Origin of the sequence: Shewanella sp. SR44-4, assembly GCF_014163715.1 — a bacterium.
In the GTDB taxonomy this organism is placed as follows: Bacteria; Pseudomonadota; Gammaproteobacteria; order Enterobacterales; family Shewanellaceae; genus Shewanella.
In genome coordinates this window covers 109,995-132,289 of sequence record NZ_JACJDU010000003.1, presented here as the reverse complement: position 1 = coordinate 132,289, position 22,295 = coordinate 109,995, and the positions used below count along the sequence as shown (strand labels likewise).

At 40.6% G+C, this 22,295-nt stretch carries 18 protein-coding genes; 16 read left to right on the top strand and 2 right to left on the bottom strand.

The annotated features are described in order from the left end of the window. Nucleotides 1-132 precede the first annotated feature (132 nt). Both H5125_RS02775 and H5125_RS02770 read right to left on the bottom strand, forming a co-directional pair. A complete protein-coding gene (locus tag H5125_RS02775) occupies nucleotides 133-585 on the bottom strand; it encodes a DUF302 domain-containing protein (protein WP_162023202.1) in 453 nt (150 codons plus the stop codon). Nucleotides 586-758: 173 nt separating this feature from the next. Beyond that, a complete protein-coding gene (locus tag H5125_RS02770) occupies nucleotides 759-1,082 on the bottom strand; it encodes a heavy metal-binding domain-containing protein (RefSeq protein ID WP_101087111.1) in 324 nt (107 codons plus the stop codon). A 611-nt stretch (nucleotides 1,083-1,693) separates the two neighbouring features. Here H5125_RS02770 and H5125_RS02765 point away from each other — a divergent pair. The 16 genes from H5125_RS02765 to H5125_RS02690 all read left to right on the top strand — a co-directional run bounded on the left by H5125_RS02765 (nucleotide 1,694) and on the right by H5125_RS02690 (nucleotide 21,994). Further along, nucleotides 1,694-2,590, top strand: coding sequence for a CLCA_X family protein (locus H5125_RS02765; RefSeq protein ID WP_182743488.1), 897 nt, complete (start codon nucleotides 1,694-1,696; stop codon nucleotides 2,588-2,590). Between the two features lie 454 nt (nucleotides 2,591-3,044). Continuing rightward, nucleotides 3,045-4,040, top strand: coding sequence for a response regulator (locus H5125_RS02760; RefSeq protein ID WP_242445142.1), 996 nt, complete (start codon nucleotides 3,045-3,047; stop codon nucleotides 4,038-4,040). A gap of 171 nt (nucleotides 4,041-4,211) precedes the next feature. Beyond that, nucleotides 4,212-6,659: a PAS domain-containing hybrid sensor histidine kinase/response regulator gene (locus H5125_RS02755; RefSeq protein WP_182743487.1), complete on the top strand. Its 2,448-nt coding sequence runs from the start codon at nucleotides 4,212-4,214 to the stop codon at nucleotides 6,657-6,659. A gap of 102 nt (nucleotides 6,660-6,761) precedes the next feature. Continuing rightward, complete coding sequence (locus tag H5125_RS02750; protein WP_182743486.1) at nucleotides 6,762-9,095, top strand: ATP-binding protein; 2,334 nt, start codon at nucleotides 6,762-6,764, stop codon at nucleotides 9,093-9,095. A gap of 197 nt (nucleotides 9,096-9,292) precedes the next feature. Beyond that, the gene (locus H5125_RS02745; RefSeq protein ID WP_220487207.1) at nucleotides 9,293-10,102 is read left to right on the top strand and encodes a bifunctional diguanylate cyclase/phosphodiesterase; all 810 of its coding nucleotides are present in this window, start codon (nucleotides 9,293-9,295) and stop codon (nucleotides 10,100-10,102) included. 277 nt (nucleotides 10,103-10,379) lie between these two features. After that, nucleotides 10,380-10,748 (top strand): Hpt domain-containing protein, encoded by a 369-nt coding sequence (locus tag H5125_RS02740; protein WP_162023198.1) that lies wholly within the window; start codon nucleotides 10,380-10,382, stop codon nucleotides 10,746-10,748. 12 nt (nucleotides 10,749-10,760) lie between these two features. Next, nucleotides 10,761-12,200 (top strand): sigma-54 dependent transcriptional regulator, encoded by a 1,440-nt coding sequence (locus H5125_RS02735; protein ID WP_182743485.1) that lies wholly within the window; start codon nucleotides 10,761-10,763, stop codon nucleotides 12,198-12,200. A gap of 270 nt (nucleotides 12,201-12,470) precedes the next feature. Beyond that, nucleotides 12,471-14,423, top strand: coding sequence for a pilus assembly protein N-terminal domain-containing protein (locus H5125_RS02730; protein ID WP_182743484.1), 1,953 nt, complete (start codon nucleotides 12,471-12,473; stop codon nucleotides 14,421-14,423). Between the two features lie 14 nt (nucleotides 14,424-14,437). After that, nucleotides 14,438-15,160 (top strand): tetratricopeptide repeat protein, encoded by a 723-nt coding sequence (locus H5125_RS02725; protein WP_102037622.1) that lies wholly within the window; start codon nucleotides 14,438-14,440, stop codon nucleotides 15,158-15,160. A 951-nt stretch (nucleotides 15,161-16,111) separates the two neighbouring features. Further along, nucleotides 16,112-16,504, top strand: a complete 393-nt coding sequence (locus H5125_RS02720) for a hypothetical protein (RefSeq protein WP_101087119.1) — start codon at nucleotides 16,112-16,114, stop codon at nucleotides 16,502-16,504. 85 nt (nucleotides 16,505-16,589) lie between these two features. Then, nucleotides 16,590-17,351: an SAF domain-containing protein gene (locus H5125_RS02715; RefSeq protein WP_182743483.1), complete on the top strand. Its 762-nt coding sequence runs from the start codon at nucleotides 16,590-16,592 to the stop codon at nucleotides 17,349-17,351. Between the two features lie 38 nt (nucleotides 17,352-17,389). Further along, the gene (locus tag H5125_RS02710) at nucleotides 17,390-18,733 is read left to right on the top strand and encodes a CpaF family protein (RefSeq protein ID WP_182743482.1); all 1,344 of its coding nucleotides are present in this window, start codon (nucleotides 17,390-17,392) and stop codon (nucleotides 18,731-18,733) included. Then, nucleotides 18,720-19,586, top strand: a complete 867-nt coding sequence (locus tag H5125_RS02705; RefSeq protein ID WP_182743481.1) for a type II secretion system F family protein — start codon at nucleotides 18,720-18,722, stop codon at nucleotides 19,584-19,586. The genes H5125_RS02710 and H5125_RS02705 overlap by 14 nt, the downstream gene beginning before the upstream one ends. Beyond that, the gene (locus tag H5125_RS02700; RefSeq protein ID WP_182743480.1) at nucleotides 19,583-20,407 is read left to right on the top strand and encodes a type II secretion system F family protein; all 825 of its coding nucleotides are present in this window, start codon (nucleotides 19,583-19,585) and stop codon (nucleotides 20,405-20,407) included. The genes H5125_RS02705 and H5125_RS02700 overlap by 4 nt, the downstream gene beginning before the upstream one ends. 12 nt (nucleotides 20,408-20,419) lie before the next feature. Then, nucleotides 20,420-21,631 carry a hypothetical protein gene (locus tag H5125_RS02695; protein WP_182743479.1) on the top strand — a complete coding sequence of 404 codons (1,212 nt, stop codon included), beginning with the start codon at nucleotides 20,420-20,422 and terminating at the stop codon, nucleotides 21,629-21,631. A 21-nt stretch (nucleotides 21,632-21,652) separates the two neighbouring features. Further along, nucleotides 21,653-21,994 carry a hypothetical protein gene (locus tag H5125_RS02690; protein ID WP_182743478.1) on the top strand — a complete coding sequence of 114 codons (342 nt, stop codon included), beginning with the start codon at nucleotides 21,653-21,655 and terminating at the stop codon, nucleotides 21,992-21,994. Nucleotides 21,995-22,295 lie beyond the last annotated feature (301 nt).

The window sequence follows — 22,295 nt, the reverse complement described above, 5'->3', positions numbered from 1 at the left end:
TGGCTATAAATGATCACTCAATATATTCGTTCAATATATTCGTTCAATTTACTCGTTCAAAATGTTCGCGCCAATAGCCTTGCTCAAACGACTAGGCCAAACGACTAGCTCAAACGACTAGCTGCGAAATAACTACTTAGATGTTGCAGCAAGGCTTAATGTATTGAGGACACCAGAGATTTTATTAATAACCTTATCGCAGCCTGCAATACTATGACGCTGTTTAATGTACTGCGGATTGTTATACGACAGCCAAACCTTGTTATCAGCATCCTCGCTAATCAATACCTTTTGTGGCAAGTCAATCGCGACAAGTTGGTTACACTGCATTAATTGAGTACCGATGTTAGGGTTACCGAAAATAATCACTTCAGTTGGTCTCAGAGTTAAGTTCACACCGGCGGCATTTTTTTGATGATCAATCCTCGAAAAAACCGTAAAACCTTTGTCTTTTATGATCGACTCAAACCTATCTGCCGTTTCTTTGGCCGAGTAATGGCTTTCAACAGTGATAAGGCTTTCTACCGCATAAGCATGAGCAGAAGCCAACAAGACGGCAACGGCTAAAGAAATATTTTTAATCATAAAATCACCTATTCGTTATGTTTGGTCATACTAGTTGTGTTTGGTCATACTAGTTATGTTTGATCAATAGAAGAATTTCGGCGATAAACTCGCCTAACATCAAGGATATAAAAATCGACTTAAGCATTTGTTGTACGCAAATACTATTAATACCCGTTTAGTTTCAGGCGTATTTATCTGCTTGGCCCTAATTTAACCGCAGTACCAAAAGCCATAATTTCAGACGAGCCATCCATAATGGCACTTGTCGTAAAGCGGATCCCCACAATTGCATCAGCCCCTTTTTGTGCCGCACTGGCAACTAAACGCTCAACTGCGACATCTCTGGCATCAGATAACATTTCGGTGTAACCGCGGATTTCGCCACCAACAATGCTTTTTAAGCCGGCCATAATGTCTCGACCAATATGTTTAGATTGAACCACATTACCGGTTACAACACCGACAATCTCGATAATGTCCCGACCAGGAATGGTTTCAGTCGTGGTATAAATCATAAATCCTCCATGAAAAAGCAACCGTAAACCATCGTACTGCTAACACGCTTAAATAGGAATCCAATTAGTGATACTTAACTGACCCCCAATACTGTTGTTTACGCTTTAGGCGCATCTTGTAATAAAGGGAAGTAATGATGAGTCGTATTGAAGAGAAGCAATAAAGGGTCGTGATGAAGAGCCGTAATCAATAGTGGTAATGTAGATTCATAATACAGAATCGTAATCTAGACGATCCATAAAATGCTGGTGGACGTAATAGGTCACTTAATGAGTATCGTAATAGGCAACTTAATTGCTCAGTAACATAAACTCGGTGTTTATAGGTCGCTTTTATGTAACCTGCGCAGACTTATTTTGAGTAAATATGCATTAAAGTGAGTGAAGGTTAAAAATTTACCGAGGGTAATACTTTTATTTTTGCATAATTATGAATAGTTATTCTAGTCGTGTGCTGGTGGCATTAGCCTACGTTAGCGGTGTTTTTTACTATCACTTTATTTTTATAGGGCGGTTTATGGCGTTAAACATGGCATAATTAGTCACTAGGTTCAGCATTGGTTTTTGTGTAAACATTTTTGGCAATCGCTTTAGTGACAATAGAGGTATGTTTGGCTTCACATCATTCATTATTAAATCATCAACGTCATTTTGAACGTATCGGGCCCGACTATCGTAATGGCGATTCGGTCAGTTTTCTCGACATTAAACACACTTTTGGTTTGCAGCATATCCGTGTTGGAAAATGGGTTAACCGTGAGGAGTCGGCACTTGCGGCTAATTTGATATTTGACTCACTAGCCGACTTAGCCAACATATTAGCAGTACCGCCAGAGTTGATTGGTTTACGCGGTAGCTTACGCTTTGCCTTTGGCCATGGCGGCCAAAAAGGTGTGCAAGCTCATTATGCACCAGCATACCGGGAACTGGCATTAGCCAAAAATGCCGGAGCAGGGTCGTTAGCTCATGAATTTTGGCATGCATTCGATCACTATATCGCCGATAAAATGTTTATCGACGACAGTATATTAGACCCGTATTTGTCGTCGCTTGTAATATCAGAGCAAACTACCACTACAACTCGGGCTAACTTAAGTCGTGCCAATTTATTTGCTTGTGCCAGCGACAATTGGCTGGCCGATAAATCCATAATCGCTCACCCGTTGAATAATAAACTCTCTAGCTTATTTAAAGTGACCTTGCTGAGCGCCAACGGCCAAGAGCCACACGACTATGTGCGTCGCTCCATCGCACTCGATAAACAGCAACGCTGCCATTACTTTGCTAAACCGACCGAAATGATGGCGCGCGCCTTTGAATCTTGCATTGAAATGTATTCACAAGATTATGCCAATATATCCAATCCGTACCTGGTTAACAGTACTATCGACTCGCCACTAGCTAAGCATGGCGCTTATCCCGACGCACAACACTGCCGTGAAATATATCAAGCCATGATGGAATATTTTGAACCTTTAGGGCTAGCGTTTGATAAGCAGAATGGTTAACAGTAGGCACCTATCTCTATGGGGTAACGATGTAAGTTAGTAGCTTGTATGAGTTAGTTTGAGAATGGTGTCATTTCCAATGTTACAAACAAAGGCCGATTAATGCGGTCTTTGCTTTAATGTTTATCTATAGAAAATCAGTCTCGGCCAAGACTTGTTTTCACCTAGCTAACGTCATTTGCTAGCATTGTTGAGTCTTCTGGGACAGATATTGCCATTTGTGTCCCTTATTTTATCTCTTTTGCTTTGGTGGATAATGCCCGCTTTGCAATTTGATTTGCATAATGCAATTCAAATTGCGTCTCAACATGCAAACCAAATACCCATAGACTCTCCAATGTTGGTTGATGTTGGAAATTATTGCCTAATAACAATGTGTTAGATTGCCTCTGTATGAGTGGCGTACAAATTGCTGCTTCTTCGTTGTCGGTAGAGAGCAAAGAGGCAGTTCGTTATGAGTATTAAAATTGAATTACTTGAATTCATTCAATGTGTGCTCGCTAAAGAATTAGCCGAGCATGGGAAAACTATTCAACCTTGTTTAATCAATAAAACAGGCTATTACAGTGCGGTATATCAGTCCGATCCGACGTTAATGCATCAGCAATTGAGTGAACTGATAAAACAAGTGCTACAAGTCGCGGATGAAAAAATTGTGCTGATCGTTGCAGCTAAAAGTAAGCATTTAGAGCTTGCCATTTATGCTGATACAAACACCGACATTGCCGCTATCTGCACCACACCAGAGAAAGCCTTTTTTTCTCAGCCAGTGTCGATTCCTCATCAATTCATCGAATTACGGAGTGGATCGAACAAGATTAATGCTGTCTTAGCGCCGTATATTAAATTTTCGTTGGTTAATTTTACTCATTTGAAAATGAAGTCTGCGTTGAGTGTAGATTTAATTGACGAGGAGTCTAAAACCACCAATGATATTGATAATAACAATGACGTTATCAAGCTGACATTATGTAACATTGTCAATGCTCCAGATACCGATGTTAGCCCAACCTCAACTTTGTTTTGGCCATTTTATGATACGGATATTATTAACATGATTAACAAGCAAGCTTCACCAGAGCCATTATCTATACTCGTTGCCGACGACAGTATTCCTAGTCAAGTTGCTACCCAAGCCATGCTTGAAAAGCTCGGCTGTAAAGTGGTGTCGGCGAATGATGGCAATTCAGCGTTAGCGCTAGCACAGCAACAAACATTTGATTTAATTCTGCTCGATGAACGTATGCCAGGGTTGTATGGCAGCGATGTGGCACAAAGACTGGTTAACGATGACGCAATGAATCGGCTAACCCCTAAAGTGGCGTTAACCGGGCTCACTGAGCCCGATGAAATCCAGCACCTGTTCAGTAAAGGTATTACCCATTATTTAGAAAAACCAGTCACTAAATTGGCATTAGAAAAGTTTTTAGTTCAATGGCAGCTGCAATAAAAGCTTTGTTATATAAAATACATTCACTCTGATACGACAACGTAGGAATTGATTATCCATTGTCGTTAATAAGCCGTCTGTGCAGTCAGTTTATAGCGAAGATGTGTTGCCACCATATACCCAAGTAGTGTCATTCGAACGACTTAAGCTAACCAATAAAGGCGGCTAATCATGGCTGATGAATCCAGGGATGAGCAACAAGTTCAAATTCAATATGCACTTGTTGAAAAACTCTCTCATGCACAAAAACGTCAAACTAAATTACTCGAACTTTTAGATGAATGCATTTTTGAATGTAATGACCAACTTGAATTAACGTATACCAATCCCGCATGGAAAAAGCGATTAGGTTATGATCGTGAGTCGTTAGATAAAATGAATTTGTGTTCGTTAATCAGTTCGTCAACGCAACTGGCATTACTTGAAGTGTGTCTACATAAATTAGCCTACAGCCGTAACAATGTCCCAACCATTATTGAAGTTCAACTTAAGTTATTAAACGGTCAGCATCACTGGTTTGAATTAAAGTTAGTGCAAGACGGTGACGGTGGTTACATCGGTTCGCTGTTTGAAATTCAGCAACATAAAGATATACAAGCACAACTACTTCATCAACAAAACTATGTTAAGCGTTTATCGTTAGTGGCCAGCCATACCAAAAATTTAGTGGTGATAACCAATCGCGAGGGATTCATTGAGTGGGTGAATAAAAGTTTTGAAGAAAGCACCGGTTATATCTTAAAAAATATTATGGGTAAAAAACCGGGTCATTTATTGCAAGGTAAAGACAGCAATCCTCAAACAATAACCTTAATGTCAGAGGCGTTACGCCAAGGTAAAAGCTTTCAAACCGACATTATTAATTACAATTGTCATGGCGAACCTTATTGGGTCAACATTAATACCAGTCCGGTGGTTGATAGCACTGGCAACATAAGCCACTTTATTGCGGTACAAACCGACATTAGCGAAAACAGGGCAGCGTTAAAAGTTTTACAAGAAGCTAAATATCAAGCAGAGCAATTATCCGAAGCTAAAAGTCGTTTTATGGCCAATATAAGCCATGAAATTCGTACACCACTGAACGCAGTGATTGGTTCTGCTGATATCCTGCTCGAAAGCGGCTTAACCCGTGAGCAAACACGCTTTACAGACATGATAAGAACCAGTAGTGATGCATTATTGAGTATCTTAGATGATGTCCTGACCTATTCTCGTTTTGAAGCCGGTAAAATAAATATTGTTAATGAACCTTTTAAGCTTGATCGTTGCCTTGAAGAAGCGATTGATATCGTATCTGGCCCAGCTTTAGAAAAAGGCTTATCAGTTATCTTAAATATTATGCCAACAGTGCCGCTAGCTATCATTGGTGATAAAGCCCGTATCAGGCAAATATTAATTAATTTATTGGCCAATGCCGTTAAGTTTACCCCCCAAGGGGAGGTCGTTGTATCGGTTAATTACATGAATAATGATGACCAACTCACCTTACAGATAACCGTTCAAGATACGGGGATTGGTATTGAGGCGGATAAAATTGAACAGATGTTCGAAGCGTTTATGCAATCAGACACCTCATCAACTCGTGTTTATGGTGGTAGTGGCTTAGGGCTGGCAATTTGTCGTCAGATTTGTGAAGCGATGGGCGGTGATATTTGTGTTAAATCGACTCTTGGGGTAGGTAGTCGTTTTATTGTTGAAATTCCGCTGAAGCTTGAGCCTAAAATTTGTGATTCAACCGCCAAAATTATTAATAATAATAAATATTCACATTGTTGGGTTGTCGGTCAAAATAACAGCTTAAATCCAGCCGTTTACAATATGTTGCAGCATTACAGTCTCACTTATAGTGCGTTTAACAACCCGACTGATTTACCACAACAGCTAGCAGATAATGTCGATATTATTGTGTTAACAGACCCAAATCAATTGCAGTCTTGTCGTGATTATTTGCAAGCCATCAATAACCTTAAATCAACCAAAGTGTGTTTTCTTTCAATAGACTTACTCGGCCAAGAGAGTAGTTTTGTGTATAACAATCAAAACGAAATTCAGCTTAATGGCCCATTTAAATTATCACATTTGAGTTGGGCATTAGAGTTATTAGATGATCCTTTGGTTAACCTAGAGTTAACTCATTCATGCGAGAGTGGGTTTCCAGCATCACTGGCACTGCAGTTTACTGATAAGCATGTATTAATCGTTGAAGATAACATCAACAATCAGGCAGTGTTAAGTCAATTACTGGTTCAAGTGGGTTGTGAGGTTCATTGTGCTGAAAATGGCCAAGCAGCATTGAACTACTTAGCTGAACACAAAACCGACTTAATCCTTATGGATATTCAAATGCCTGTTATGGATGGCATTACCGCGACAGAAAAAATTCGTTCTGGTCGAGAGATATTCAGTCAAACACCGATTATAGCCGTGACGGCTAATGCTATTCATGGTGATAAAAAGCGTTTTATTCAAGCAGGAATGAATGATTATCTAGCAAAACCCATCAATCGAGACAGCTTGTATGAGTTACTCCAACGCTATTTGAATTCAACCAATAGTGTTAAGCGGAGTAAGTTAGATAAACTCCAATATACCTTAGATCAATTAAATGGCTTATAACGGTTGTCTCAATGATTTGTGCATACAAATCAACTCTATATAGCGATAGCACTGATAGTAATATAGAGTGTTATTGATGTTTGATAATTCTAGGGACCTAATATGGATCAACCACAGCCGACAATTGATGAAGCAAACAGGCTTAAGGCATTACTTGAGTTGAATTTGCTGGATACGTTTCCAGAAGAGCAGTTTGATCACATGACTCGTTTTGTCCAAGCCTACTTCAATGTATCAATTTGTTTGGTCAGTTTGGTTGATAAAAATAGACAATGGTTCAAATCTAAACAAGGCTTAGAAGCTTGCGAAACAGGTAGAGCAGAGTCCTTTTGTGGCCATGCTATTCATTCCAGTGATGTATTTGTTGTTGAAGATACCTTAGAAGACCAACGCTTTGCTGATAACCCCTTAGTTTTAGATGGCCCTAAAATTCGTTTTTATGCAGGATTTCCTTTGCAAACTGCTGGTGGTCATCGTATTGGCACCTTGTGCATTATCGACACTAAACCAAGACAATTTAGTTATAGCGACAAACAGCATCTGCAAGATTTTGGTAAAGTAATTGAAAGCCTGATCCGTCAACGCAGTGCAGAAATAGCAACCGACAAGCAAAGCTCATTTACTCAAAGGTTAATCAGCTTACTCACGAAACCATCGCCGCTATGGACCCGCAGAGCCGTGGCTTTTTCAATCAGTTTGATTGTACTGGCATCGAGCCTATTCCTTGCCGTACAAACAGACAATCAACATGTAATTTCGCAAGCTGATATTATTGAACATTTAACTCCGGATGAGTCAACTAACGACTCTTGGTGGCATTATACGCTATACATTTTTGCTGGTGGCTGCCTGGCCATGCTGATGTATTTCTTGCTTCGATTACCGGCTAACTTACGTAAAATGTTACATATTTTATCAGTTAATCAAGTTAGGAATGAAAGACGTTTTCGTGATGCGATTGAAGCATTAGCTGATGGATTTATCATTTTTGATAATCAGCAAAAAGTGGCGGTGTATAATCAAAATTTTATTTCGCTTTATCCTGAACTGGCTGATATTGTTCACGAAGGCATTAGTTATCAAGAATTACGAAAAAACTCCACAGTACGCAGTTTAGTTAAACAACCTGATTTTCTAGATGTAGATGACCTACGTAAGCAGCAACCTGAGCGGATTATTGAGTTCAATGACGGCCGTTGGATTAAAATGGTTGAACGACCAATGCGAGATGGCGGTATTGTTGGGTTCCATACCGATATAACTGAGTTGAAACGCAAAGAACTACAACTCATCGAAGCGCGCCAAAAAGCAGAAACGGCTAACGTAGTTAAATCAAAATTTTTAGCCAATGTCAGTCACGAAGTCAGAACCCCATTAAATGGTATTATTGGCCTTTTGGATGTGTTGGTTGACGATGAAGAGCTTAATTCGCAGCAACAATTTTATTTAACCACAATGCAAGATTCATCTAATAGCCTACTGCAAATATTGAACGACATTTTAGATGTCAGCAAAATGGAAGCCGGTAAGTTAACCTTAGTCTCTGAACCCTTTAATTTAACGACCACACTGCAATCTGCCTGCAGCTTAATGAATACAAATGCTGAGGCGAGTGGTTTATCGCTTAATTTATCATTACCTGAACAAGAGTTAAGTTTGCTCGGTGACCCAGGCCGCATACGCCAATTAGTGCTTAATTTATTATCAAATTCGATCAAATTCACCAAAGTGGGAAGTATAAACTTAACCGCAACATACGATGTAGTCTCAGATACTCAAGTGAGCGTGACAATTACCATTACCGACACCGGTATTGGTATTCCTGAAACGATGCTGAATCACATCTTAGAACCCTTCACTCAAGTCGATAATAGTGCAATAAAACACAGCTCAGGTACTGGGCTTGGCTTAGCAATCAGTAATAATTTAGTTAAGTTAATGCAAGGGACATTAACCATAAACAGCCAAGAACAAAGCGGTACCGAAATCATTATTGGTATACCGTTTACCCTAGCTAAACCGGTTGAATATAACTCAGCAACATTAATTAGCAATCTCAATCTTCGCGATAGAAATGTCAAAATATTGCTCGCCGATGATGACAAGACTAATCAACTAGTGATGCAAGCGATGTGCGATAAACTGCAATGTAATATTGATATTGTTAATGATGGAATAGAGGCCGTTGAAGCGGCCAAAAAACTAAAGTACGACGTTATTTTAATGGATATATATATGCCAAGAATGGATGGCATTACCGCGTCTACACTCATTCGTGCAGACTCTTTATGCAAAAAAACGCCCATCATTGCTTTTACCGCCAATGCTATGGAAGGGGATAAAAAACGCTTTATGGATGCCGGTATGGGCGATTATGTTTCAAAACCGATTAACAAAGTTCACTTCTTACAAACCCTGTCTAAATTCCTACAGTAGTCATCTGTTTGCTTTGTAATTTGAGTTGCATTTTGCAAACAGAATGGCAAGTTACTACCTAAAATAACTTAACTAATTTCATTGCAGTTATTGCTTTATATATCAGTGATTTATCGATTGATTAATAATCGTTTTTTTGGCTCGACTCTTGCTGTCTATTAATTACCACATAGGTATTAATCGTTTTGGAGTCAGATATGTATCCCCAAAAACAAACTGTGATCAATGAAGATGCAAGTAACTCAAATTGGAATGACCTTACCGACGTTATAGAGGAGGCATTAAAACAACATTGTTTCAGCATGGTGTATCAACCGCTTATTTCAGTGCAAACAGGTCGGATTGTCGGCTTTGAATCATTGGTTCGATGTGACTCGCCAACGTTTGGGGTTATTTCGCCCAGTGACTTTATCCCTTGTGCTGAGCAAAGTGGACAAATCTTAGAGCTAGGGAGTTGGATATTTCAACAAGCATTGCTAGATTTAAAGCGCATGCGTAACCAGGGCATGCAAAACATTTGTTTATCGTTGAATGTATCCCCAGTTCAGTTGCTGCATACTAATGTTTATGAACAACTCATGTCTCTTATTATCGAACTCCAAATCCCGCCGTCTGCCGTTAAATTAGAATTAACCGAAACCGCACTCATTCACGATCCCCAAACCATTTGTAAAGTGTTTAATGCCTTTAAACAAGAAGATGTACAAGTGTGGCTGGACGATTTTGGGACTGGGTTCGCCTCATTAAGTTTATTGCGAAAATTCAATATTGACGGCCTAAAAATAGATCGCAGCTTTGTCAGTGGCATTGCAGACAATAATGAAGATTTCACTTTATGCAGCGCCGTTATCGCCATGGCGCAACGACTTGGATTACATATTGTCGCAGAAGGCGTCGAGACAGAAAGCCAGCTGCAAATATTAAGTCAGCTTGGGTGCGATGTCGTCCAAGGTTACTTATTGGGTAAACCACAAACATTAGAAAAGAACCTTAGCCTATGGAGTTAACATATTTTGTTTATCGTTTATGACCAAACTATTTTTGTAGATACTGAAGCTGCATATTGATTTGCAAAATGCGAATCAATATGCGACTGTAAATTAAGTAGCCTTTGTTTATAATATGAGGTTAATTAATTCACTGAATAATAACGGTAAAATTGTTTCCTTTATCTTGGCGTAACTCTTGCGTTTACCCTATAAGACAAGCCAAAACGCGACTTTAATGCTTTTTGCTCATTATGCTTATAACGCAGTGGTTATATAAACCACCATGAGGTGAACAATGTTAGAACCCACAGCAATAACAGCATGCCCAATCATGCAGCGAAGTACCTTAGACAATTTATTGTCCGATTTAGGTTTTGAAACTTATCAACATTTGCTTAATTTATTTGAACAAGAATTAATTCAATTGCATTTAAATCTGCAAACGGCAGTAGAGCAACAACAATACCAAGAGATTAATAACGTGACGCACATCCTGAAGAACACTGCTGCATTATATGGAGCAGAACGTTTATCGAAAAGTGCCTGTCTGGTATATCAAATAGAAATTGGCCAAGCGTTTATCCCACAAACTCAGCAGTTAATAGCTATTTTAGTTGAAACACTCAATGTATTTAACGTGCATATTCACTCGTTAGTCGAGTAGGGAAGGTCGGTAATGAATGAACACAATAAACCGCTCGTATACGTAGTTGAAGACAGCCTCTCTAGTGGAGCGTTATATTGCAGCCAATTGAAAAAGGCCGGTTTTGATACGCAACATTTTGTCGATGGTTATTCTGCACTCGTGGCGATTAAAGAAAAAATGCCTGCTGTATTAGTGCAAGATGTTTGTTTACCCGACATTAGTGGTTTAGAAGTATTGAAATACGTCAATAATCAAGACACCTCAGCCAAAGTGATTATCATCACTTCAAACAGTTCTATCGATGTTGCCGTTGATGCAATGCGCTTAGGTGGCTATGACTTTATTGAAAAACCGTTTACTTCAGAACGCCTAACCACATCAGTAGGTAATGCTGTTAAGCAACAAAATCAAGACATAAAAACCATTACTGTAGAGCCAGAAGCAACCTCGCTCGAGCGAATGAACTTTATTGGTGAATCGTTATCAATGCATACCGTTTTTCGCTTATTAGAAAGTGCTGCACGCAGTAAAGCCAGTGTGTTTGTAACCGGTGAAAGCGGTACAGGTAAAGAAGTGTGTGCTCTTGGTTTGCATCAGGCCAGTGCTCGCGAGCAAGGTCCATTTATTGCCATTAACTGTGCGGCTATTCCTGCAGAGCTATTTGAGTCAGAGTTTTTTGGTCATGTTAAAGGCGCATTCAGTGGCGCATTAACGGATCGTAAAGGTGCTGTCGAAGTCGCCAATGGTGGTACGCTATTTTTAGATGAAATTTGTGAAATGCAATTAAATTTGCAAGCAAAATTATTGCGTTTTTTACAAACGGGTACATTTTGCAAAGTGGGCAGTAACGATCTGCAACAAAGTGATGTCCGCATCGTTTGTGCAACGAACCGTAATCCGGCAGAAGAAGTCGGTGAAGGGCGTTTTCGGGAAGACTTGTACTATCGACTCAATGTTATCCCGGTTATGTTGCCGCCATTACGTGAGCGTGGCGATGATATTTTATTGCTAGCAAATCATATTTTGCAGTCTAAAACGGCTGAGAATAATAAACAATTTACTGACTTTAGTGCTGACGTTAAGCATACCTTTATGCAATACGATTGGCCTGGTAATATTCGTGAATTGCAAAATGTGATCGAAAATATCGTGGTGATCTATGATGGTCAGACTGTACAGCAGGGCATGTTACCAGGTAATTTTGGTCATTCAATCGTCAGCCATCCTACCAATAACCATGGTATTCAGCCGAATCAAACAACCACTAATATCACGGCCAGAACCTCAACCAATAGCGTTAATACCCAACAACCTTCACCACATAATATTGTTCAGCTTTGGATAGTAGAGAAAAATACCATTGAAGCAGCCATTGACCAATGTGACGGTAATATTCCACTAGCAGCAGCTTATTTAGGCATTAGCGCATCAACTATTTATCGAAAAATGAAAAGCTGGGCTGAGAGTTAATAGTCTTTTCTAAACCTTTAAAAGTTACCTTAATCGGTAACTTTTTTTTGCCATTTGAAAAGCTATTCAAATTGCTAGGCTCATCCCCCTAAGTGCGTCGCAAAATGCGAATCGATTTGAGAGTAATGTAAGTCAGAACATTTAATAACGATAAATAACTATCTAACCTACTGTTTTAAAATAACTAATATATTTTTAATTTTGTGGCCAGCTTCCTGCATTAATCATTGTACTGTCTTAAATGACGCGTTAAATGTTAAGGGGTGAACCATGAAACAATCTCTCTGTGTAACGTCAATCTGTTTGTTGCTAGTGAGCATGTCAGTATTTTCTGGCACTAAAGGCCTAGATTTTATTGAAACAGCAGATGGCCGCCAGTCCAGTATGATCCGAGAAATGGTCCAGTGGACTCATTCACGTTTGGTGTTTAAAAAAAGCATTTCACGCGTAGCCATTGGCCAAGATGCCATTATGCAAGTTGAAGTACTCGATAAAAATGAAGTACTGGCACTGGCAAAAAAAGTGGGCCGTACCAGCCTTATTGTTTGGTATACCGACGACACCTCTGAAACGTTTCTATTCAGTGTCACAGAAGACTTGAGTGTGTTAAGGCAAGCGCTCAGTGATATTCACCCTAAAATTCGCCTAACATTAGCACCTGATCGCGCAGCTCTGGTACTTAGGGGCCGAGTGCCAACGGTAAAATATAAATTAGCCGCTGAAACTGCCGCTCGTCATTACTTAGATGCAGGTAAAAACCGTATCAACGATAACAATAGTTTAATCATGAAATCACCTACCGATTTTTTGGCCGACTTAAGTCCTAATATTCGTCTGCCGTCGCAACAACTGCGTAAGTCTAATCGGGGGAGTGTAGGCCACGCCGCTATTATCAACTTAATTCAAGTTGATGTATTACCAATGAGCATGATTGAAAAAGTCAAAAAGGCCATTATTCAATTAGGTGGTGAATCAGTCACGGTAAGTCGTATTCAAAAAGGCGACATGCCTGATGATCAAGCCGACACCTTGTTACTAGGCGGTCAGGTTGAAACCCAAGTTGACCTCGTTAGAGTATTAAATTTAGCATCGCGCCTTTTCACTGGAGATCGTATTAATTCAATCACTGGAAAAATAGAAGCAGGCAGTAATGACATTACCGTTATCGCCAATGAGTCGGGTGGGTTAATCAGCTCAAGCCAACAGGTAAGCAGTAATTCGTCATCAAATAGAGGCGGTAATGCAAAATCTAGCAGTAACAATGTGAAGTCAAATATTGCCAGAGCCAAGTTGTTGTCTATGGCGAATGGTAGATTATTGTCGACCATCGAAGTCCGCGATTTACCCCAGGTTCGTGTAGCGATTCAAATGTACGAAGTGAATCGTCGCAGTTTAACCCAATGGCGTCCTGACTTTTCATTGATCACTCAAGGCTACAACAAAACAGACGGTAATTTCGGTTTAGATGGCGCAACTAATCAAGCACTGGGTTCAGGCCAAGTCGAAAATGCATTGCAGGTATTAGGTGGCGCACTGGTGAACAACTTCCAAGTGGGCGGCAGTGAGATTGCATTTGATTTACTGTTTTCATTGTTAGAAAAAGACGGTATCTCACGCACATTATCTCGTCCGACGTTAACCGTCTTAGCAGGAGAAAAAGCCGTATTCCGAGCCGGTGGTGAAGTGCCAGTGCCAACGTCATTTTCACCCAATGGAATTAGTAGTGCCAATGGGGGTAATAGCCAAGGGGTATTTAGTGGCACCGAGTTTAAATCGTTTGGTATCCAGCTTGAAGTACGAGCAATGGTGGATGAAAACGACTTAATCACTTTAGATTTAAGTCCTAGTATTTCAACACCAGACACTTTGTTAACCCAACAAATATCGTCGAGCACAGGGTCATCATTAACCACTAGTGCATTCAATGTCAGAAACCTGACCACCAGTACGCGCTTACGTGATGGACAGCCATTAATCATCGGTGGATTAGTCAGCCGTGACATAAGCGATTCACGTGACTTTGTACCGGGTATTAACGATGTTCCGTTGCTGGGTAAGTTAACCGAGTCATCGTCTGACGCCGATACCGCCCGCGAGTTAATTATTATTGTGACGCCAACACTGGTAAGAGAGCCACGTCATGATGTTGCCTTATGGCAATTCCAAACATCAGCTGAAATGCTACAAAGCATGCAATTTCCATTAGCTGACTCGTCACTATAAAGAGGACATTAATTATGAAGACCTTAACTCATTTCCGCCTCAGTACCGTGATTGTGGTTGCCTTAGTCAGCAGTGCGTGTAGTACCAGCCAAACTAAGCGTGAATATCAACCAGATGATCAGTTAACGGCGATGTTAAAACAATACAATGTAAATCAAACCGATGGTGTTAATTGCCAAGGTTATCAGTCTGCTATTAGTGACTGTGAACGCTTGTCGAACGACCTAGGTGCATTATCAATGACCTATCCACAGCACCAACAAATTGGTTTTACAGCCGCGATTGTTTACCATCAAATTGGTCGTGATGTTGATAGCCAAATGGTGTTAGATAGGTTGTTATCGCAACAACAACCAGTATCCGAAGTAGCCATTTTGCGCAGTAAACTGGCCATGCAAGAGGGGAATATCAACCTGGCAAGAACCGTATTACAACGACAAGTGCAGTTACAACCGGATCACCCTGAACTGCATGCGACATTAGCGGCAAGTTATTATTTAGAAGGTCGTTACGAAAAAGCCGAAGCCGTGATTGCTACCGCCGACCGATTAGGCGCTCCAGTATGGCGAACCAGTTACCACTTAGGACTAATTCACGAAGCACAATCAAATTGGTCGCAAGCGTGTCATTTTTACGCCGATACCCTGAGTTACCAGCCGGCACACCGACAAAGTTTGTCGAGACTGCTGTATTTAAGTGATCATCCCGAGTGTCGAGTCCAGTTAAGTAGTCTGTAATGTCATAACTCAGTCTGTAAAAGTCCCCAAATGGGGACTTTTTGCTTTAGGCCAATGCTCTAATCTGTAATACAGAGCTGACTAACGATTCGCTTAAGCCAAAACGTTGCCGTTGGTAACGATAAGCCAGTAAATATCGTATTGATTTGCTCTGTGTAAGAGTATTTATAAAAATTTACTCAACAGCTCAACAGCTCAACAGCTCAACAGCTCACTCAGTATCAGTTAAGTGATTACCGCGTTGAAATGAATTAGCACCTTAGCTGTTGCAGTAGGCTACAAAAAATCACATTCAGAGAATATGCCCAAGCCGATATCCCTGGCACCAATAGCAACACGGTAATAACGGATGACATTGGCCTTAATCACTTATCACCTTGAGCCAAACATTTAGAAATGCAGCAACACTAACCGCAAACCAATGGTGCTGCTAAAGCCGTCGACAATAGCCGTCGCTAATAAGGGCCTCAGTTATCTAACAATGTAATTACTAATGACAGGTGAATGTAGATCCGATTGATGATTCAGGCGTTAAGCATGGAATGCAAACGTACTGATAACCGTACTGATAACACTCACAGAACCAGTGTTCATGAGTCACGCTATTGAATTAATGGACTGCGTAAAAATTGGATTAACAGTAGATTTGCAACTTTTCGCATTTTGCCATTCACTCTGCAATTCATATCCATTTTCAATTCGATACTGTTGATAATCTCATTGTATGAAAAATCAATTTTAAAAACATAAGTGCATGACAAATAACGATTTTAAAATTTACCTTATGAATATCCTATATTGGCATGTTGTTCGCAATTACTTATACAGAGGCAGTTTATAGCAGTATCTAGATTCCTCTTAATGTAACAGAGCAAGTTAATTCTCTACCCACTTTCACAGTACAACAGTTGATGGCTGTGAACATGATAGTTAATAAATGAGGTAAACATTATGAAATCTATTAAATCAATGATTAAAAACAATAAGAAGCAAGGCGGTTTTGTTATGACATCTGAGTTGATTTTATTATCAACTGTCATGGCAGCAGGCTTAGTAGTAGGACTTACTACAATGCGAGATTCGGTAACGGCTGAGTTAGAGGATGTTGCAGAAGCGATTGGTTCATTAGACCAAAGCTACGCATTTGACGGCATCATTAATGCTGAAAATACGGCCGAAATCAGTGGCTCAGGCTTTATCGATGCAGTCGATGTAAATGCAGGTGATGGTGCAACCTTCCAGTTTGTTGCAACCGACTTCGCTGAATCAGCTGTGTTGATTTCAAATTCACCTAGTGCAGGTGCTGCTTCGGCCTCTCAGGCTGACGGTAGTTTAGATAACTAATTTAATCTAAGTCTACGTCGGTTGTCTCACACAGAGGCAATCGGCGCCTAATCTTTAGATTAACAACATAACGCAGAGGTGCATCATGAAACGCAAATTCACAGGTAGTACGACAATAGCCATTGCACTATTCGTCACCTCCGGCGTATTGGCATCAGCACTGGGTATTCGTCAAGTAGATCGTTTATCTACAACCACTGCGGTAGTGTTAAGCCAAGATTTAAAAGCCGGTGACACTATTACTTCATCAGTATTAACAAGGAGAAAAACAGATAAAGATGATTCTGAACAAAGTGTACAAAATCCACAGCAGTTACTTGGCAAAGTACTTAATGTTGCCAAACGCAAAGGTGATGTGGTGTTTGCTAACGAACTCATTTTACCCACGGTTAAATCGTTATCGTATGCAGTACCAGAGGGCCGGGTGTTATTCACACTTTCACAATTACCTACAGGCCTGCCGTTTGCCAAGCTCAATCAAGGCGACCGATTCGATATTTTAGTCCGCGGACGTAAACGTGTCAGAACCGTTGCTCGCAACGTGCAATTAATCGGCGTACTTAAGCCGCCCAAAAAGACCAATAACAGCAAAGGGGCAATCGACAGTTTAAATGCCCAAAGTGCCAGCTCATCCAATGGCGCATTAGCGCTAGTCATGGCCGTTAGACCTGGAGATGTTTATCCACTTGCCAGCATTGGTGCCAGCGATATTGTGTCTATTGTATTACACAGCGCCTACGATATTGCCAACGGAACCCAGCCGTTATTGGGCATGGCCCAAACGCACAGAGACATTATTATTCACAGTGGTAATAGCCGCAAAACGGTCAGTATTGAACGTGAGTAATCCGCACAAATGGAAGTCACAATGCAGTGAGGTGAGATATGTTTAATTCCGAGCATAATATTTTTTCCCCAACAACATTGAACATCTCATCAATCCCCAACGATGAAATGCGTCGACTTAAGCAACTGCTCCATAACAGCTTAATTGATGATATGGACAACGACGACTCATTGCATTTAAAGCAACCCACTCAGCTTAAGCAGCAGCTTGAGCAACTAATCGATTTATTGCCAGGGCAACAACAACAGCCATTAAACGCTGCAGATAAGGCGCTCCTTATCCAGCAAGTTATTGAAGAACTACAAGGGCTAGGGCCGATTTCTGAATTAATGTTAGACCCAGCCGTTACCGACATTTTAATTAATGGTCCTTTTTCGATTTGGGTTGAGCGTCACGGAGCATTGCGCAAAACAACTCAAGCGTTCGATAACGACTCGCACCTAAGACGATTTCTTGAACGAATCGTAAGTGCACAAGGTCGCCAGTTAGATGCTAATAATCCTATGGTAGATGCAAGATTGGCCGACGGCAGTCGTTTACATGCGGTTATTCCACCGTTATGTACTATTGGCGCCGTAGTATCAATTCGCCGTTTTCATCATGAAACCATTAGTGCAGAGACATTAGTGTCTAGTGGGTTTATCAGCCAAGACATTCTAACCTTTCTAGAAAAAGCCGTTATTGCAGGCATTAATATCGTTATCGCTGGTAGTGCGGGCTCAGGTAAAACCAGCTTGCTTAATGTGATTTCCGGCTTTATCCCTAACAGCGAACGCGTTATCACCATTGAAGAAACGGGCGAGCTGCAACTACATCATCCGCATGTTATTCCACTGGAAAGTCGTGGAACAAACGGCGAGGGTAATGGCGAGGTGTCATTACGAGACCTAGTGAAAACGGCACTACGAATGCGCGCTGACCGCATTATTGTTGGCGAAGTCAGGGGCGGTGAAGTATTTGATATGCTCCAAGCCATGAACTGTGGCCACGATGGAAGCCTAACCACTGTGCACGCCAATAACCCACAAGATGTGATTAATCGTCTGCGCTCATTGGCCCAAATGGAAGAAGCGGCAATATGCCGTGACACCATTGATCATATGATCAGTTCATCAATACAAGTCATTGTTCAAGTTAGACGTTTTAGAGACGGTAGCCGTCGAGTAGTGAGTGTATGTGAAGTGATACAAACCGCAGCTATAACGGAGGTAAAACCACTATTTGAGTTTCAACAACAACCGCAAACAGACCATAACCATATCGTAGGCCAACATGTTTGCAGTGCAACGCAATGCCAGTTAAGCGAACAAATAGCAGCTAAAGGTTTTGATGTTACCGAGCTTAACTCGCTATTTTCGGAGGTAGATTATGCCCTGGTATGAAGTGATTGTACTGGTAATTTTATTTGCTGTGATGCTTGTTTGTGCCAGGGTTTGGTGGTTTGCCGATGCCCAACCTAAGCCGCAAGAGCTCGAACCACAAACCAAGCTAACTAGCGGAATACGCCAAAAATTACGTTTATTAGACATTAACTTAGCGCCCATTAGTGTGTTGATTGGTATTTTAACCCTATCAATATGTGCCTATATGGCGATTCACACGGCGTTTCCTCAACATCAAAGCATCGCGGTGATCATGGCATTAGCCATATTAGTCAGTAGTTATTTTGTATTAGATGACTTAGTCACATGGCGTATCAAACGGGTAGAAACTGAATTAGTAGATGCAATGGATACTATGCATTCATCGCTACAAGCGGGGTTGTCACCATTACAAGCTATTTCAACCGCAGCCAGTTTAGCCAAAGGGCCATTAAAAGCAGAGCTGACAGAAATTGTCACGCGGTTGTCATCGGGTTATGACGCCAGCCAATCGGTTAATCGATTAGTCAATCGCTACAACACCGAAGGCACCCGATTATTTGCTCAAGCATTGGTAGCAAGGCATCAAACCGGCAGCGACTTTAATGCCATGTTACAAGCCGTGACTAAGCTTATGCGCCAACGTATTCAGCAGTATCACTTTATTAATAGCCAAATGTCAGGCACACGTTATGCGGCATTCTTTTGTGGGCTTATGCCTTATGCACTTATTCCATTGTTTGTGTCGCAGGAGCAGCATTGGTTTGCACCATTACTAGAGCACCCTAATGGCGCTAACTTCTTAAGCACTGCGTTGTTATTACAAATTATTGGCTTCTTTTGGTTACGTAAAGTATTAAAGGCCAACTTATGAATTCATCACTTTTTACCGATCTTATTCTAGGCGTGTTATTGGTTGTAACTTGTTGGTTATTTTACTTATTCCACAATACTCGTGTCGACGACAATGACATTACTTCTTTTGGTGACTTACTACCTTTAGACAACATTTATCCAGCAAACCTGATTAGACAAGCGGGTTTATCGGTATTTCGTAACCGGTTGCTGTATTGGTCTATTAAACTCAGTTTAGCGATTACAGCCGTTATCATGGTGATTGAATTTATGCCGACAATGCCGGTATGGCTTCACATTCTGGTCAGCGTTATTGCTTTTTTCATGTTAGATGGCTGGTTACTGTTAAAACGCCAAATGAGAAAACAGCGCATCGATGCATCATTAGAATTTTTTATCAGTTTATTAGTGGTGTATTTACAATCCGGAACGCCTTTAAGCCAGGCATTTAGGCTGTCGGCAAAATATGGCTTAACCAAAGAACACCCATTAGCAGATGAGTTATTACTGCTGTCTTTAGAATTAGAGTCAGGTCGTGATAGACAACGCGCTTTTGCGGATTTAGCCAAACGAACCGGGGTGCAAAATCTGAATAAATTGGCGGCTATTATTAACATTGGTTTGCAAATTGGCTCACCATTAATCAATTGTCTGCAATCACAACTCAGTGCAATACAACAGCAACGCCAACAATTGGTAAACAGTAAAATTAATCGAAAGTCGCTAGAAGTATTATTGCCGATGTTATTGGTGTGTTTTCCGATGTTTCTGGTGTTGGTTTTTTTCCCCGCCGCAATTCAGTTTATGGATTTGCTGAGCGTTTTAGCCGATTCATTATAAGAGGCCGCCACCATGATAAATAACATATCAACCAGGTTAAGGAAGCAGGCTGGTTTTGTACTGACCATTGAGCTTATATTAATCACAACCATTTTAATTATTGGCAGTTTTGTGGGTATATCGGCGGTAAGAAACGCGCTGGTTAAATCTCAAGTGGCACAGCAAAACAGAGACATCACCGTTGCTGACAGTAATGGGGTTAAGTTAGGTAAAATGCTCAGTTTAAATGAGCACGAAACCCCAATTGTACCGTTTATTGATGGCGGCGTTGCACCATTAGCGCCCGATCCTGCACACAAAAACTACCGGGCAATTTTAGGGGTAAGGGACGACCGTTTTACCTCACGTGAACCAGTTTATTACGATTCACCTAACTGTACTGGTAACCCTTGTATTAAAGGAATTAGCGATGAAACCTCAGACAATCGAGGCGTTGATAACATTGCTGCTTCCGGTGCCGTGAGTTATTTGCATGCGCTTCAAGGCGGGCCTAATTATGCCATTGGCCGATCGGACGACGGTATTATTGGTCATTTATATCGTTCAACGCCATTACAATGCCCTGTTGATATTAGCGATATTCAATCGCGTTATATGTCGCAACGGGTTGTGACTGGTACTCCATGTGAATCGTTTGAGGTCAATGATGCCGAAGCCGATGTCAGTTGTTTGGTCGGGGTTGAAGTTGGCTTGTCTGTCATTAATGTTGAACCACCGGTAGATAATCCTTTATGTGATAGCTGTCCAGCAGGTACAGAGTCTCAAGGGGATATTCTAGACCGTTTTCTTCCTGGGATTGAGCCTTTAGTTGATACCGTGTTTGGTCTGTTATCTCGAACAGGGCTAACGCCAAATGTTGATGTTACGGTTGGGGATATTTGTTGCCCAATTGGTACCCAACTTGAAGATAATGATGATTTAGTGAGCTCTATTACATACACAGTAATAACGAAAACATTCGATATCTTGGGCCTAGATTTAATTGATAACCGATTAGTCAATAACCTACTGACTAGTTTAGGCATACAACAAGGCACACTAAACTGTGTTGCTAACATAAACTTATTAAGTGCAGAGTCTGTAGTCGACCCTTACAACGATAATTTCAATGTACTTGATCGTTTCACTCCACCATTTACGATTAACTTGCCAACCAATAACAATGCAGACGATGAGTGGCTCTATGTCGCACCGGACGGTGAAGGGATCAATACTGGTTTGTAAAAAAACCGCGAGGTAATTACCATGAGACAGCTAAATGATGATGTGTTACAGCAAATGTATATATCTTCTTTATTAGTGATTGCGTCACATCATGAAGATAAAAAAGACCAGCAACTGTCTAAGCTAAAACGTGATGCAACGTTATTACTGCTTTCACAAAAAAACAGATTAAAGGTGTCGCAACAATACATGCTCGAATTTAGCCGAGATGTACTAAATTGCTTGTCTAAGCAGTCTGAATTTAATGTAATACGCGCCAATTTAGAACACGTTGATATTGTGACAACATGCCCACTTGAAGATGAACAAAAACCTGCACTGGTTGATGATGAAATTGATTTTATAAACAAGCAGTTTGATTAAGTATCGTAATTATTCAAACTGCAATATTGACAGACCTAAACAAAGGTTCAAGTGGGGTTATTTAACAAAATCAGAGCCATTTAATACCTGCGTTAAGCGTGCAAAGGTCTGCATTGAGTCAAATTTAACAAATCAAAAGATGTTCTTTTTTTGAACGATTCAATGTTTTAATACGCTAAAATCGAACTTATGTTCAAGTTTATTTAAAAACATGGGTTTAAACTGTTTGAAAAAATCAGATATAGCAGTATCTTATGTTCATCAAGGATAGTTACGTCATTTATAGGGAGGGCAAAAAATG